Consider the following 11,712-nt stretch of genomic DNA (forward strand, 5'->3'; position numbering starts at 1 on the left):
CTCAGCCCCGCGAGGGGTCGGGCAGCGCGGCGAAGATGCGCGAGGTGACCTCGTCGATCTCCCCCAGCCCGTCGACCTCGACGAGCAGACCGCGCTCGCGGTAGACGTCGATGAGCGGTGCGGTCTCGTTGACGTAGACCTTCTGACGCTCGCGGATGACCTGCTCGGTGTCGTCACTGCGCCCGCTGGTCTCGGCCCGCTTGAGGAGCCGGGTGATGAGCTCCTCGGAGTCGACGGTGAGCACGACCACGTGCTCGAGGTCGTGGCCGGAGTCGGCCAGCATGCCGTCGAGCTCGGTGACCTGGGCGAGCGTGCGCGGGTAGCCGTCGAGCAGGAAGCCCGGCTCGGCGTCGGGCTGCGCGATGCGGTCGCGCACCATGTCGTTGGTGACCGAGTCGGGCACGTACTGCCCGGCGTCCATGTACTTCTTGGCCTCGAGCCCCAGCGGCGTGCCCTCACCGACGTTGGCGCGGAAGATGTCGCCGGTCGAGATGGCAGGGATGCCGTAGCGGCCGGCCACGAACTGCGCCTGAGTGCCCTTACCAGCACCAGGGGGGCCCATGAAGATGAGTCTCATCGCAGGAATCCTTCGTAGTTGCGCTGCTGGAGCTGGCTCTCGACCTGCTTCACGGTGTCGAGGGCCACGCCGACCATGATGAGGATCGACGTACCGCCGAACGGGAAGTTCTGGTTGGCGGAGATGAGGACCAAGGCTATGAGCGGGATGAGGGCGATGAGACCCAGGTAGAGCGAACCCGGAGCGGTGATGCGCGAGAGGACGTAGGCCAGGTAGTCCTCGGTCGGCTTGCCCGCTCGGATGCCGGGGATGAACCCGCCGAACTTCTTCATGTTGTCGGCGACCTCGTGCGGGTCGAAGCTGATCGAGACGTAGAAGTAGGTGAAGAACACGATCAGCAGGAAGTAGGCGATCATGTAGAGCGGGTGATCCCCCCGCACGAAGTACTGGCTGACGAACTTGACCCAGCCGCTGGGTTCCTCGCCCGCCGCCGGCTGGTTGAACTGCACGGCCATCGCCGGCAGGTAGAGCAGCGAGCTGGCGAAGATGACCGGGATGATGCCGGCCTGGTTGACCTTGAGCGGGATGTAGGTCGAGGAGCCGCCGAACATCTTGCGGCCCACCATGCGGCGCGCGTACTGCACCGGGATGCGGCGCTGCGCCTGCTCGATGAAGATGACCGCCGCCACGAGCACCAGGCCGATGAGGAGGACGATGCCGAAGGTCCACCAACCCTGGCTCTTCTGCACCTGCCACAGCGCAGCCGGGAAGGTCGCCACGACCTGGGTGAAGATGAGGATCGACATGCCGTTGCCGATGCCGCGCTCGGTGATGAGCTCGCCGAGCCACATGATGACCGCGGTGCCGGCGGTCATGGTGACGACCATGACCAGGAACGTCTCGGTGCTCTTGGAGTGCAGCAGGTCGAGGTCGCACTGGAGCAGTTGGCCGGAGCGGGCGAGCGCGACGATGCCGGTCGCCTGGAGCAGCGCGAGCCCGAGGGTGAGGTAGCGGGTGTACTGGGTGATCTTCGTCTGCCCGGACTGCCCCTCCTTCTTCAGCGCCTCGAGTCGGGGGATCACGACCACGAGCAGCTGGAGGATGATGCTGGCGGTGATGTAGGGCATGATCCCGAGCGCGAACACGGTGAGCTGGAGCAACGCTCCACCTGAGAACAGGTTCACCAGGGAGTAGAGGCTCGCGTTCTCGCCACTTTGCGCCTGTTGGATGCACTGCTGCACGTTGGCGACGTTGACACCGGGAGCCGGCAGCTGGGATCCGGCGCGGAAGACGATGATGATGCCCAGGACGAACAGCAGCTTGCGCCGCAGGTCGGGCGTCCTGAAAGCATTGGCGAAAGCGCCGAGCACGAGTTCCTCTTTCTCTGCACGTGGGTGCAGCCCATCGAGCAGTCGCGCCCCCGGGCCGCCTGAAGCCTAACAGCCGGGCCCGAGTTCACGGCCCGAGCACCGACCACGACGAAGGGCGGCGCCCCCGGCGCTGGCCGGGGACGCCGCCCTCTTGACGTCGTCGCGGATCAGACCGTGGTGGTCGAGCCGCCGGCGGCCTCGATCTTCGAGATCGCCGAGGCGGAGAACGCGTGGGCCGTGACGTCGAGCTTCACGCTGATCTCGCCGGAGCCGAGCACCTTGACCGGCTGGTTCTTGCGGACCGCGCCCTTGGCCACGAGCTCGTCGACGCCCACGGCGCCGCCCTCGGGGAAGAGGGTCGAGATCTTGTCGAGGTTGACGACCTGGAACTCCACCTTGAACGGGTTCTTGAAGCCCTTGAGCTTCGGGAGCCGCATGTGGATGGGCATCTGGCCACCCTCGAACGCCACGGGCACCTGGTAACGGGCCTTGGTGCCCTTGGTACCGCGACCGGCGGTCTTGCCCTTGGAGGCCTCACCGCGACCCACGCGGGTCTTCGCGGTCTTGGCACCCGGAGCGGGCTTGAGGTTGTGCAGCTTCAGGGACATGTCAGTCCACCTCCTCGACCGTCACGAGGTGACGGACGGTGTTGACCATGCCGCGAATCTCCGGCCGGTCCTCCTTGACGACCACGTCGCCGATGCGCTTGAGGCCCAGGCTGCGCATGCTCGCGCGCTGGTTGGCCTTGCACCCGATCGTGGACTTCTTCTGCTCCACCTTGAGCTGTCCCATCAGGAGGACACCTCCTCGGAGACACCCGCCGGGATCTCCTCGCGCGCCTTGAGCAGCGCAGCGGGGGTGACCTCCTCGACGGGCAGGCCGCGACGGGCGGCGACGGCCTCGGGCTGCTCGAGCATCCGCAGGGCCTCCACCGTGGCGTGCACGATGTTGATCTGGTTCGACGACCCCAGCGACTTGCTGAGGATGTCGTGGATGCCGGCGCACTCGAGCACCGCACGCACCGGACCACCGGCGATCACACCGGTACCGGGAGCGGCGGGACGCAGCATGACCACGCCGGCCGCCTTCTCGCCCTGGACCGGGTGCGGGATCGTTCCCTGGATGCGGGGGACGCGGAAGAAGTTCTTCTTCGCCTCCTCGACACCCTTCGAGATCGCGGCCGGCACCTCCTTGGCCTTGCCGTAGCCGACACCGACCAGGCCGTCGCCGTCGCCGACGACCACGAGGGCGGTGAAGCTGAAGCGACGACCACCCTTCACGACCTTGGCGACACGGTTGATCGCGACGACACGCTCGATGTAGGCGGTCTTGTCAGCACCCTGGCCGCCACGACGATCGTCGCGGCCACGGCGCTCGCCACCGCGCTGTCCGCGCTGGGCTCCGCTCATGAGACTTTCCTCTTTCCTGTTTCCGCGATCAGAAGGTCAGGCCGCCCTCACGGGCGGCGTCGGCCAGGGCCGCGATGCGGCCGTGGTACTTGTTGCCGGCGCGGTCGAAGACCACGCCCTCGACACCGGCCGCCTTGGCCCGCTCGGCGACGAGCTCGCCGACGCGCTTGGCCTTGGCGGTCTTGTCGGCCTCCAGCGAGCGCAGGTCGACCTCCATGGTGGAGGCGCTGACCAGCGTCTTGCCCACGAGGTCGTCGACGACCTGCGCGGAGATGTGCTTGGAGCTACGGGTGACCACCAGACGCGGGGTCTCAGCGGTACCGGAGAGCTTCTTGCGCCCGCGGACCTGACGGCGCAGCCGCGACTTCGTGCGCGCTGCGGTGTGCTTGTGCTGCGAGAGGGAGATACCCATGACTCACTTACCAGCCTTTCCGACCTTGCGGCGGATGTGCTCGCCGGCGTAGCGCACGCCCTTGCCCTTGTACGGCTCGGGCTTGCGGAGCTTGCGGATGTTCGCAGCGGTCTCGCCGACCAGCTGCTTGTCGATGCCCTGGACACCCAGCTTCGTGGGGCCCTCCACGGTGAACGTGATGCCGTCGGGGGCGCTGAAGACGATCGGGTGGCTGTAGCCGAGCTGGAACTCCAGCTGCGTAGGCCCCTTGGACAGCACGCGATAGCCGACGCCGACGATCTCGAGCTTCTTCTCGTAGCCCTCGGTGACACCCACGACCATGTTGTTGACCAGGGTGCGGGTGAGTCCGTGCAGCGAGCGCGACTCGCGCTCGTCGTCGGGACGCTTGACGTCGAGGACGCTCTCGTTCCTCTCGACCGTGATCGGGGCGGCGACCGTGTGGGTCAGCGTGCCCTTGGGGCCCTTCACCGTGACCAGGGCGCCGTCGATCGAGACGTCGACCCCGGACGGCACCGGGACGGGGAGCTTGCCAATGCGCGACATTTTCCTTCTCTCCTCTCGTCCGTCACCAGACGTAGGCGAGGACTTCCCCACCCACGCCCTTCTGGTTCGCCTGGCGGTCGGTCAGCAGGCCCTGGCTCGTCGAGATGATCGCGACGCCCAAGCCGCCCAGCACCTTCGGCAGGCCGGTGTGCTTGGCGTAGACCCGGAGACCGGGCTTGCTGATGCGGCGCACGCCAGCGATGGAACGCTCGCGGTTGCGGCCGTACTTCAAGGTGATGGTGAGGGTCTTGGAGACCTCACCCTCGGCGGGCTCGGCGACCTCGTAGGAGGTGATGTAACCCTCCTGCTGGAGGATCTCCGCCACGCCGGCCTTGAGCTTGCTGTAGGGCATGCTCACGTCGTCGTGGAAGGCCCGGTTGGCGTTGCGCAGACGGGTCAGCATGTCTGCGATCGGGTCGGTCATCGTCATGTTGGTTGAATCTTTCTCTCTGCGGTTTCCCCTCGCTCGTCGGCGGAGGGGACCTTCAGTGGGTAGGAAGGGTCGTCGTCACCAGGACGACTTGGTGACGCCGGGCAGCTCGCCGCGGTGGGCCATCTCGCGCAGGCAGATCCGGCAGAGGCCGAACTTGCGGTACACGGCCTTGGGCCGGCCGCAGCGCTGGCAGCGGGTGTAGCCGCGGACGGCGAACTTGGGCTTGCGGGCCGCCTTCACCTTAAGGGCAGTCTTCGCCATGTCAGTTCTCCTTGAACGGGAAGCCCAGCTGCTTGAGCAGCGCGCGGCCCTGGTCGTCGGTGGTGGCGGTGGTCACGACGGTGATGTCCATGCCGCGCGACCGGTCGATCTTGTCCTGGTCGATCTCGTGGAACATGACCTGCTCGGTGAGACCGAAGGTGTAGTTGCCGCGCCCGTCGAACTGCTTGCCGTTGAGTCCGCGGAAGTCGCGGATGCGGGGCAGCGCGAGCGAGAGCAGCCGGTCGAGGAACTCCCACATGCGGTCGCCGCGCAGGGTAACGTGCGCACCGATCGGCATGCCCTCACGCAGCTTGAACTGCGCGATGGACTTGCGGGCCTTGGTGACCGTCGGCTTCTGGCCGGTGATAGCGGTCAGGTCGCGCACGGCGCCGTCGATGAGCTTGGAGTCGCGCGCGGCCTCGCCGACGCCCATGTTGACCACGATCTTGGTCAGGCCGGGCACCTGCATGACGTTGGCGATGCCGAACTCGTCCTTGAGTGCCGGCAGGATCTCCTCGCGGTAGCGCACCTTGAGACGGGGCGGCTCCTTGGCGGAGATCACCGGGGTCTCGGTGGTCTCGATCTCGGTCATCTCAGATCTCCTTGCCGGTCTTGCGCGAGATGCGGACGCTGCGCTCGGCCTCGTAGGTCGAGCCGTCGGGGCGCCGCTTGGTGACGGTCTCGCGCTTGAAGCCGATCCGGGTGGTGGTGTCGCCCTCGACGAGCATCACGTTCGAGACGTGGATGGGCGCCTCGGCGGTGATGATGCCGCCGGTCGTGCCGGCGCGGCCGCCCTGATTGACCACCTTGGTGTGCTTCTTGACGCGGTTGACGCCCTCGACGATCACGCGCTGCTCCTCACGGAGCACCCCGATGACCTTGCCCTCGGCGCCCTTGTCCTTGCCTGCGATCACCTTGACGGTGTCGCCCTTCTTGATGTTCATCGAACCCTTCGCCATGGCTTCAGAGCACCTCCGGAGCGAGGGAGATGATGCGCATGAACTTCTTGTCGCGCAGCTCGCGGCCCACCGGGCCGAAGATGCGGGTGCCGCGCGGCTCGCCGTCGTTCTTGAGGATGACGGCGGCGTTCTCGTCGAAGCGGATGTAGGACCCGTCGGGACGCCGGCGCTCCTTGACGGTGCGCACGACCACGGCCTTGACGACGTCGCCCTTCTTGACGTTGCCGCCGGGGATGGCGTCCTTGACGGTGGCCACGATGGTGTCACCGATGCCGGCGTAGCGACGGCCGGAGCCACCGAGAACGCGGATGCAGAGGATCTCCTTGGCACCCGTGTTGTCGGCGACCTTGAGCCGCGACTCCTGCTGAATCATTCGTTTTCTCCTGGTTGTCGTGCCGGTTCTGCGCCGCCGTCTCGGGGCAGCGAGCCTGGCCGAACGGGTGGATTACTTGGCGCGCTCGAGGATCTCGACGACGCGCCAGCGCTTGGTGGCCGACAGCGGGCGGGTCTCCATGATGAGAACCCGGTCGCCGATACGAGCGTCATTGGTCTCGTCGTGCGCCTTGAGCTTGCTCGTCTTACGCATGACCTTGCCGTAGAGCGCGTGCTTGACGCGGTCCTCGACGGAGACCACGACGGTCTTGTCCATCTTGTCGGAGACGACCAGGCCCTCGCGGGTCTTGCGGCTGTTGCGCTCGGTGGTCTCCGAGGTGGTCTGGGGGCTGGTCTCGGTCACTTGGCGTCCTCGTTGGTCGAGCCCGGGGTGGAACGGATGCCGAGCTCGCGCTCACGCACCACGGTGTAGATCCGGGCGATGTCCTTCTTGACCGTGCGCAGCCGGCCGTGGCTCTCGAGCTGGCCGGTGGCGGCCTGGAAGCGGAGGTTGAACAGCTCCTCCTTGGCCTCGCGCAGGCGGGCCTCGAGGTCGACGTCGTTGAGGTCGTCGAGCTCGTGTGCAGTCAGCTGGGCGCTCATCAGAACTCTCCACCCTCTCGCGAGATGAACCGGGTCTTCATGGGGAGCTTGTGCATCGCACGGCGCATCGCCTCGCGGGCGACGTCCTCCGGCACGCCCGAGAGCTCGAACAAGACGCGGCCGGGCTTGACGTTGGCGATCCACCACTCCGGGGAGCCCTTACCCGAACCCATGCGGGTCTCGGCGGGCTTCTTGGTGAGCGGGCGGTCGGGGTAGATGTTGATCCACACCTTGCCGCCACGCTTGATGTGACGGGTCATGGCGATACGAGCGGACTCGATCTGACGGTTGGTCACGTAGTGACCCTCGATCGCCTGGATGCCGAAGTCACCGAAGGCGAGGCGGGTACCGCCCTTGGCCATCCCGCGCCGCTGGGGGTGGTGCTGCTTGCGGTGCTTGACACGACGGGGCATCAACATGGCTCAGGCCTCCGAAGGGGTCTCGGCGGGAGCAGCAGCGGTGGCCTCGGCGGGAGCCGGGGCCGGCTGGCTGTCGGAACGGGTCGGGCGGTCCGAGCGCGAGCCACGACCGGGACGGTCGCCACCGCGGCCGCCGCGGTTGCCACCGCGGCCGGGGACGCCGGCACGGGCGGCGGCCTGCGCCTGGCGCTCGGCACGGGAGCCGGACACCTCGCCCTTGTAGATCCAGACCTTCACGCCGATGCGGCCGAAGGTCGTGCGGGCCTCGTAGAAGCCGTAGTCGATGTCAGCGCGCAGCGTGTGCAGGGGCACGCGGCCCTCGCGGTAGAACTCCGTGCGCGACATCTCGGCGCCGTTGAGGCGACCCGAGCACTGGATCCGGATGCCCTTGGCACCCGAACGCATCGTGGTCTGCATCGCCTTGCGCATGGCGCGGCGGAACTGCACGCGGCCGGAGAGCTGCTCGGCGACGCCCTGGGCGACCAGCTGCGCGTCGACCTCGGGGTTCTTGACCTCGAGGATGTTCAGCTGCACCTGCTTGCCGGTGAGCTTCTCGAGCTCACCACGGATGCGGTCGGCCTCGGCGCCGCGGCGGCCGATGACGATGCCCGGCCGGGCGGTGTGGATGTCGACACGCACGCGGTCACGGGTGCGCTCGATCTCGACCTTGGAGATGCCGGCCCGCTCCATGCCCTTGGAGAGCAGCTTGCGGATCGCGACGTCCTCGCCGACGTAGGACTTGTACAGCTTGTCGGCGTACCACCGCGACTTGTGGTCGGTGGAGACACCGAGGCGGAAGCCGTTCGGGTTGATCTTCTGGCCCATCAGGCACCCTCTCCATCGGTCTCATCGGGCTGCACGACCAGCGTGATGTGGCTGGTGCGCTTGTTGATGCGGGTCGCCCGGCCCTGGGCGCGGGGCCGCCACCGCTTCATGGTGGGGCCCTCGTCGACCAGCGCCTTGCTGACGACCAGGTCGCCGGCGTCGAGACCCTCGGTGGTCTCCGCGTTGGCGATGGCCGACTCCAGCACCTTCAGGACGGTCTCGGCGGCAGCCTGCGGCGCGAAGGCCAGCACGTTGCGGGCCTCCTCGACGGGCAGGCCGCGGACCAGGTCGACGACCCGGCGCGCCTTCATCGGCGTGATCCGCGTGTGACGAGCGGTCGCGAAGGCACCCGGCTGGTCGCCGAGCAGCGACTCGCGACGAGCGCTCGTGCGGTTGCGTTGGGTGGTGGGCATCAGCGACGCCGTCCCTTCCGGTCTTCCTTGACGTGGCCGCGGTAGGTGCGCGTCGGGGCGAACTCCCCGAGCTTGTGGCCGACCATCGAGTCGGTCACGAACACCGGGACGTGCTTGCGTCCGTCGTGCACGGCGATCGTGTGGCCGATCATGGCCGGCACGATCATCGAGCGACGCGACCACGTCTTGATGACGTTGTGGCTGCCCTTGTCGTTCTCGGCGTCCACCTTCTTCATCAGGTGGTCGTCGACGAAGGGGCCCTTCTTCAGGCTGCGAGGCATGTCAGTTACTTCCTACCCTTACCGGACTTGCGACGGCGGATGATCTGGGAGTCGGAGGCCTTCGGACGGCGCGTGCGGCCCTCCGGCTTGCCCCAGGGCGAGACCGGGTGGCGACCACCGGAGGTCTTGCCCTCGCCACCGCCGTGCGGGTGGTCGACCGGGTTCATGACGACACCGCGCACGGTCGGGCGCTTGCCCTTCCAGCGCATGCGGCCGGCCTTGCCCCAGTTGATGTTCGACTGCTCGGCGTTGCCGACCGCGCCGATGGTGGCGCGACAGCGGACGTCGACGAAGCGCATCTCGCCCGAGGGCATGCGCAGCGTGGCGCGCGAGCCCTCACGGGCGACCAGTTGGGCGCTCATGCCGGCCGAGCGGGCGATCTTGGCGCCCCCACCGGGCCGCAGCTCGATGCAGTGGATCGTGGTACCGACCGGGATGTTGCGCAGCGGCAGGTTGTTGCCCACCTTGATGTCGGCGCCGACTCCGGACTCCACGACCGTGCCCTGCTGGAGGTTGCTCGGCGCCACGATGTAGCGCTTCTCGCCATCGACGTAGTGCAGCAGCGCGATGCGGGCGGTGCGGTTCGGGTCGTACTCGATGTGCGCGACTTTGGCGGGCACGCCGTCCTTGTCGTAGCGACGGAAGTCGATGATCCGGTAGGCACGCTTGTGACCGCCGCCCTGGTGCCGGGTGGTGATCCGGCCCTGGTTGTTGCGGCCGCCCTTCTTGGGCAGCGGCACGGTCAGGGACTTCTCCGGCGTCGTGCGGGTGATCTCGGCGAAGTCGGCCACCGACGAGCCACGACGGCCCGGGGTGGTCGGCTTGTACTTACGAATAGCCATAGCTCTAGTTCCTCGTCTCCTGGCCCGCTCAGCCGACCTGGCCGAAGATGTCGATCCGGTGGCCGTCGGCGAGGCTGACGATCGCGCGCTTGGTGCTCTTGCGCCTGCCCATGCCGTAGCGGGTCCGGCGGGTCTTGCCCGCGCGGTTGAGCGTGTTCACAGCGGTGACCTTGACGCCGAAGATCTTCTCGACCGCGATCTTGATCTCGGTCTTGTTGGCGTCGGGGCGCACGATGAACGTGTACTTGTTCTGGTCGAGCAGGCCGTAGCTCTTCTCGGAGACGACCGGGGCGATCAGGATGTCGCGGTGGTCCTTGTGCAGGGTGCTCACTTCGAGGCCTCCTTGCTGCCGGCCTTGCTGGCCTGGGCGACGAACGCCTCGTAGGCGCCCTGGGTGAAGATCACGTCGTCGGCGCAGAGCACGTCGTAGGTGTTGACCTGGTCGGCCGCCACCACGTGCACCTCGGGGACGTTGCGCAGCGACAGCCAGGTGACCTGGTCGGTGCGCTCGAGGACGACGAGGTAGCGCGGCCGGGTCGAGACCTCGCGCAGCGCGGCGAGCGCGGCCTTGGTCGAGGGCGTGGCGCCCTCGACGAGACCCTCGACCACGTGGATGCGGCCGTCGCGCGCCCGGTCCGAGAGGGCTCCGCGCAGAGCGGCGGCCTTCATCTTCTTGGGGGTGCGCTGGGAGTAGTCGCGCGGCTGCGGGCCGTGGACGATGCCACCGCCGGCGAACTGCGGGGCGCGGATCGAGCCCTGGCGGGCGCGGCCGGTGCCCTTCTGCTTGTACGGCTTGCGGCCACCACCCGCGACCTCGCCGCGGGTCTTGGTGGCGTGCGTGCCCTGGCGGGCGGCGGCCTGCTGCGCGACGACGACCTGGTGGATCAGCGGGATGTTGACCTTGACGTCGAAGATGTCGGCGGGCAGGTCGACCGAGACGGTCTTGACAGCCATGCTCAGGCCTCCTTCGCGAGCTTCTTGGCGGCCGAGCGGAGCACGACCACGCCGCCCTTGGGGCCGGGGACGGCACCCTTGAGCAGGATCAGGCCCTTCTCGGCATCCACCGCGTGCACGGTGATGTTCTGGGTGGTGACGGTGTCGGTGCCCATGCGACCGGCCATGCGCAGGCCCTTGAACACGCGGCCCGGCGTGGCGCAGGCGCCGATGGAGCCCGGCTTGCGGTGGTTGCGGTGCGCACCGTGCGAGGCGGAGACGCCGGCGAAGCCGTGGCGCTTCATCGTGCCGGCGAAGCCCTTGCCCTTGGAGGTACCGGTGACGTCAATCTCCTCGCCCGCGGCGAAGGTGTCGACGGCGATCTCCTGACCGACGGCGTACTCGCCGGCGGTGGCGGTGCGGATCTCGACCACGTGGCGGCGCGGCGTGGTGCCGGCCTTGGCGAAGTGACCCGCCTGCGGCTTGGTGACCTTGCGGCCCTCGATCTCGCCGAAGCCGATCTGGACGGCGTTGTAGCCGTCGGTCTCGGGCGTGCGGACCTGGGTGACCACGTTGGTGCTCGCGCGGATCACGGTCACGGGGACGACGAGGTTGTTCTCGTCCCAGACCTGGGTCATGCCGAGCTTGGTGCCCAGCAGCCCCTTGAGGTTGCGTTCCATAGTCGTCATGTCGTCAGCCCTCAGAGCTTGATCTCGATGTCGACGCCGGCGGGCAGGTCGAGGCGCATGAGCGAGTCGACGGTCTTCGGCGTGGGGTCGATGATGTCGATGAGGCGCTTGTGGGTGCGCATCTCGAAGTGCTCGCGGGAGTCCTTGTACTTGTGGGGCGAGCGGATGACGCAGTACACGTTCTTCTCGGTCGGCAGCGGCACCGGGCCGGCGACCTTCGCACCCGTACGGGTGACGGTGTCCACGATCTTGCGTGCCGAGGTGTCGATCACCTCGTGGTCATAGGCCTTGAGCCTGATGCGGATCTTCTGTCCCGCCATAGGTCTCGTCCGTCCTTCTCCGTAGTCCAGCCGCGTACGTGTCGAACCGGCCGTAGGTTTCGGCCCGTTCCCGTGTCGCTCCTGCCAGCTCCGCCGACCCCCGCGGTCGGG

At 67.8% G+C, this 11,712-nt stretch carries 23 protein-coding genes; all 23 read right to left on the minus strand.

Annotated elements, in window-relative coordinates:
* Position 1: 1 nt before the first annotated feature.
* The 23 genes from ISG29_RS14835 to rpsJ all read right to left on the minus strand — a co-directional run bounded on the left by ISG29_RS14835 (position 2) and on the right by rpsJ (position 11,601).
* Positions 2 to 577: an adenylate kinase gene (locus tag ISG29_RS14835; protein WP_194504232.1), complete on the minus strand. Its 576-nt coding sequence runs from the start codon at positions 575 to 577 to the stop codon at positions 2 to 4.
* Positions 574 to 1,887: a preprotein translocase subunit SecY gene (gene secY / locus ISG29_RS14840; protein ID WP_194504233.1), complete on the minus strand. Its 1,314-nt coding sequence runs from the start codon at positions 1,885 to 1,887 to the stop codon at positions 574 to 576. Before secY ends, ISG29_RS14835 begins: the two co-directional genes overlap by 4 nt.
* A 167-nt stretch (positions 1,888 to 2,054) precedes the next feature.
* Positions 2,055 to 2,495, minus strand: coding sequence for a 50S ribosomal protein L15 (gene rplO / locus ISG29_RS14845; protein ID WP_194504234.1), 441 nt, complete (start codon positions 2,493 to 2,495; stop codon positions 2,055 to 2,057).
* A 1-nt stretch (position 2,496) separates the two neighbouring features.
* Positions 2,497 to 2,679, minus strand: coding sequence for a 50S ribosomal protein L30 (gene rpmD, locus ISG29_RS14850; protein ID WP_194504235.1), 183 nt, complete (start codon positions 2,677 to 2,679; stop codon positions 2,497 to 2,499).
* A complete protein-coding gene (gene rpsE / locus ISG29_RS14855) occupies positions 2,679 to 3,296 on the minus strand; it encodes a 30S ribosomal protein S5 (RefSeq protein WP_194504236.1) in 618 nt (205 codons plus the stop codon). The genes rpmD and rpsE overlap by 1 nt, the downstream gene beginning before the upstream one ends.
* Positions 3,297 to 3,324: 28 nt before the next feature.
* Positions 3,325 to 3,708, minus strand: coding sequence for a 50S ribosomal protein L18 (gene rplR, locus ISG29_RS14860; protein WP_194504237.1), 384 nt, complete (start codon positions 3,706 to 3,708; stop codon positions 3,325 to 3,327).
* A gap of 3 nt (positions 3,709 to 3,711) precedes the next feature.
* Entirely contained in the window at positions 3,712 to 4,251 is a 540-nt protein-coding gene (rplF, locus tag ISG29_RS14865; protein ID WP_194504238.1) for a 50S ribosomal protein L6, read from the minus strand.
* Between the two features lie 22 nt (positions 4,252 to 4,273).
* Positions 4,274 to 4,681, minus strand: a complete 408-nt coding sequence (gene rpsH / locus ISG29_RS14870; RefSeq protein WP_194504239.1) for a 30S ribosomal protein S8 — start codon at positions 4,679 to 4,681, stop codon at positions 4,274 to 4,276.
* A gap of 78 nt (positions 4,682 to 4,759) precedes the next feature.
* A complete protein-coding gene (locus ISG29_RS14875; RefSeq protein WP_011757321.1) occupies positions 4,760 to 4,945 on the minus strand; it encodes a type Z 30S ribosomal protein S14 in 186 nt (61 codons plus the stop codon).
* Between the two features lies 1 nt (position 4,946).
* Positions 4,947 to 5,537 carry a 50S ribosomal protein L5 gene (rplE, locus tag ISG29_RS14880; protein ID WP_207793159.1) on the minus strand — a complete coding sequence of 197 codons (591 nt, stop codon included), beginning with the start codon at positions 5,535 to 5,537 and terminating at the stop codon, positions 4,947 to 4,949.
* Position 5,538: 1 nt separating this feature from the next.
* Complete coding sequence (gene rplX / locus ISG29_RS14885; RefSeq protein WP_235959957.1) at positions 5,539 to 5,904, minus strand: 50S ribosomal protein L24; 366 nt, start codon at positions 5,902 to 5,904, stop codon at positions 5,539 to 5,541.
* 4 nt (positions 5,905 to 5,908) lie between these two features.
* Positions 5,909 to 6,277 carry a 50S ribosomal protein L14 gene (rplN, locus tag ISG29_RS14890; protein ID WP_194504240.1) on the minus strand — a complete coding sequence of 123 codons (369 nt, stop codon included), beginning with the start codon at positions 6,275 to 6,277 and terminating at the stop codon, positions 5,909 to 5,911.
* Positions 6,278 to 6,349: 72 nt separating this feature from the next.
* The gene (gene rpsQ / locus ISG29_RS14895; protein ID WP_194504241.1) at positions 6,350 to 6,640 is read right to left on the minus strand and encodes a 30S ribosomal protein S17; all 291 of its coding nucleotides are present in this window, start codon (positions 6,638 to 6,640) and stop codon (positions 6,350 to 6,352) included.
* Positions 6,637 to 6,879 (minus strand): 50S ribosomal protein L29, encoded by a 243-nt coding sequence (gene rpmC / locus ISG29_RS14900; protein ID WP_194504242.1) that lies wholly within the window; start codon positions 6,877 to 6,879, stop codon positions 6,637 to 6,639. The genes rpsQ and rpmC overlap by 4 nt, the downstream gene beginning before the upstream one ends.
* Positions 6,879 to 7,298, minus strand: coding sequence for a 50S ribosomal protein L16 (gene rplP / locus ISG29_RS14905; protein ID WP_194504243.1), 420 nt, complete (start codon positions 7,296 to 7,298; stop codon positions 6,879 to 6,881). Before rplP ends, rpmC begins: the two co-directional genes overlap by 1 nt.
* A gap of 3 nt (positions 7,299 to 7,301) precedes the next feature.
* Entirely contained in the window at positions 7,302 to 8,123 is an 822-nt protein-coding gene (gene rpsC / locus ISG29_RS14910) for a 30S ribosomal protein S3 (protein WP_194504244.1), read from the minus strand.
* A complete protein-coding gene (gene rplV, locus ISG29_RS14915) occupies positions 8,123 to 8,536 on the minus strand; it encodes a 50S ribosomal protein L22 (protein WP_194504245.1) in 414 nt (137 codons plus the stop codon). Before rplV ends, rpsC begins: the two co-directional genes overlap by 1 nt.
* Positions 8,536 to 8,817 carry a 30S ribosomal protein S19 gene (gene rpsS / locus ISG29_RS14920; RefSeq protein ID WP_110182960.1) on the minus strand — a complete coding sequence of 94 codons (282 nt, stop codon included), beginning with the start codon at positions 8,815 to 8,817 and terminating at the stop codon, positions 8,536 to 8,538. Before rpsS ends, rplV begins: the two co-directional genes overlap by 1 nt.
* A gap of 5 nt (positions 8,818 to 8,822) precedes the next feature.
* Positions 8,823 to 9,659: a 50S ribosomal protein L2 gene (rplB, locus tag ISG29_RS14925; RefSeq protein WP_194504246.1), complete on the minus strand. Its 837-nt coding sequence runs from the start codon at positions 9,657 to 9,659 to the stop codon at positions 8,823 to 8,825.
* Between the two features lie 28 nt (positions 9,660 to 9,687).
* Positions 9,688 to 9,990, minus strand: coding sequence for a 50S ribosomal protein L23 (gene rplW / locus ISG29_RS14930; protein ID WP_194504247.1), 303 nt, complete (start codon positions 9,988 to 9,990; stop codon positions 9,688 to 9,690).
* Entirely contained in the window at positions 9,987 to 10,613 is a 627-nt protein-coding gene (gene rplD, locus ISG29_RS14935; protein ID WP_194504248.1) for a 50S ribosomal protein L4, read from the minus strand. Before rplD ends, rplW begins: the two co-directional genes overlap by 4 nt.
* A 2-nt stretch (positions 10,614 to 10,615) precedes the next feature.
* A complete protein-coding gene (gene rplC / locus ISG29_RS14940; RefSeq protein WP_194504249.1) occupies positions 10,616 to 11,281 on the minus strand; it encodes a 50S ribosomal protein L3 in 666 nt (221 codons plus the stop codon).
* 11 nt (positions 11,282 to 11,292) lie between these two features.
* The gene (rpsJ, locus tag ISG29_RS14945; protein ID WP_008360994.1) at positions 11,293 to 11,601 is read right to left on the minus strand and encodes a 30S ribosomal protein S10; all 309 of its coding nucleotides are present in this window, start codon (positions 11,599 to 11,601) and stop codon (positions 11,293 to 11,295) included.
* Positions 11,602 to 11,712: the final 111 nt, after the last annotated feature.

Source organism: Nocardioides acrostichi, assembly GCF_015319165.1.
Taxonomy (GTDB): domain Bacteria; phylum Actinomycetota; class Actinomycetes; order Propionibacteriales; family Nocardioidaceae; genus Nocardioides; species Nocardioides acrostichi.

Coding starts and splice junctions, on each gene's coding strand:
- rpsS (WP_110182960.1), bottom strand. CDS start 8,817: ATGCCTCGCAGCCTGAAGAAGGGCCCCTTCGTCGACGACCACCTGATG.
- rpmC (WP_194504242.1), bottom strand. CDS start 6,879: ATGAGCGCCCAGCTGACTGCACACGAGCTCGACGACCTCAACGACGTC.
- rplD (WP_194504248.1), bottom strand. CDS start 10,613: ATGGCTGTCAAGACCGTCTCGGTCGACCTGCCCGCCGACATCTTCGAC.
- rpsH (WP_194504239.1), bottom strand. CDS start 4,681: ATGACGATGACCGACCCGATCGCAGACATGCTGACCCGTCTGCGCAAC.
- rplV (WP_194504245.1), bottom strand. CDS start 8,536: ATGCCCACCACCCAACGCAACCGCACGAGCGCTCGTCGCGAGTCGCTG.
- rpsC (WP_194504244.1), bottom strand. CDS start 8,123: ATGGGCCAGAAGATCAACCCGAACGGCTTCCGCCTCGGTGTCTCCACC.
- rplC (WP_194504249.1), bottom strand. CDS start 11,281: ATGACGACTATGGAACGCAACCTCAAGGGGCTGCTGGGCACCAAGCTC.
- rplF (WP_194504238.1), bottom strand. CDS start 4,251: ATGTCGCGCATTGGCAAGCTCCCCGTCCCGGTGCCGTCCGGGGTCGAC.
- rplX (WP_235959957.1), bottom strand. CDS start 5,904: ATGGCGAAGGGTTCGATGAACATCAAGAAGGGCGACACCGTCAAGGTG.
- rplP (WP_194504243.1), bottom strand. CDS start 7,298: ATGTTGATGCCCCGTCGTGTCAAGCACCGCAAGCAGCACCACCCCCAG.
- rplB (WP_194504246.1), bottom strand. CDS start 9,659: ATGGCTATTCGTAAGTACAAGCCGACCACCCCGGGCCGTCGTGGCTCG.
- rplN (WP_194504240.1), bottom strand. CDS start 6,277: ATGATTCAGCAGGAGTCGCGGCTCAAGGTCGCCGACAACACGGGTGCC.
- rpmD (WP_194504235.1), bottom strand. CDS start 2,679: ATGGGACAGCTCAAGGTGGAGCAGAAGAAGTCCACGATCGGGTGCAAG.
- rplO (WP_194504234.1), bottom strand. CDS start 2,495: ATGTCCCTGAAGCTGCACAACCTCAAGCCCGCTCCGGGTGCCAAGACC.
- ISG29_RS14835 (WP_194504232.1), bottom strand. CDS start 577: ATGAGACTCATCTTCATGGGCCCCCCTGGTGCTGGTAAGGGCACTCAG.
- ISG29_RS14875 (WP_011757321.1), bottom strand. CDS start 4,945: ATGGCGAAGACTGCCCTTAAGGTGAAGGCGGCCCGCAAGCCCAAGTTC.
- rplE (WP_207793159.1), bottom strand. CDS start 5,537: ATGACCGAGATCGAGACCACCGAGACCCCGGTGATCTCCGCCAAGGAG.
- rplR (WP_194504237.1), bottom strand. CDS start 3,708: ATGGGTATCTCCCTCTCGCAGCACAAGCACACCGCAGCGCGCACGAAG.
- rpsE (WP_194504236.1), bottom strand. CDS start 3,296: ATGAGCGGAGCCCAGCGCGGACAGCGCGGTGGCGAGCGCCGTGGCCGC.
- rpsJ (WP_008360994.1), bottom strand. CDS start 11,601: ATGGCGGGACAGAAGATCCGCATCAGGCTCAAGGCCTATGACCACGAG.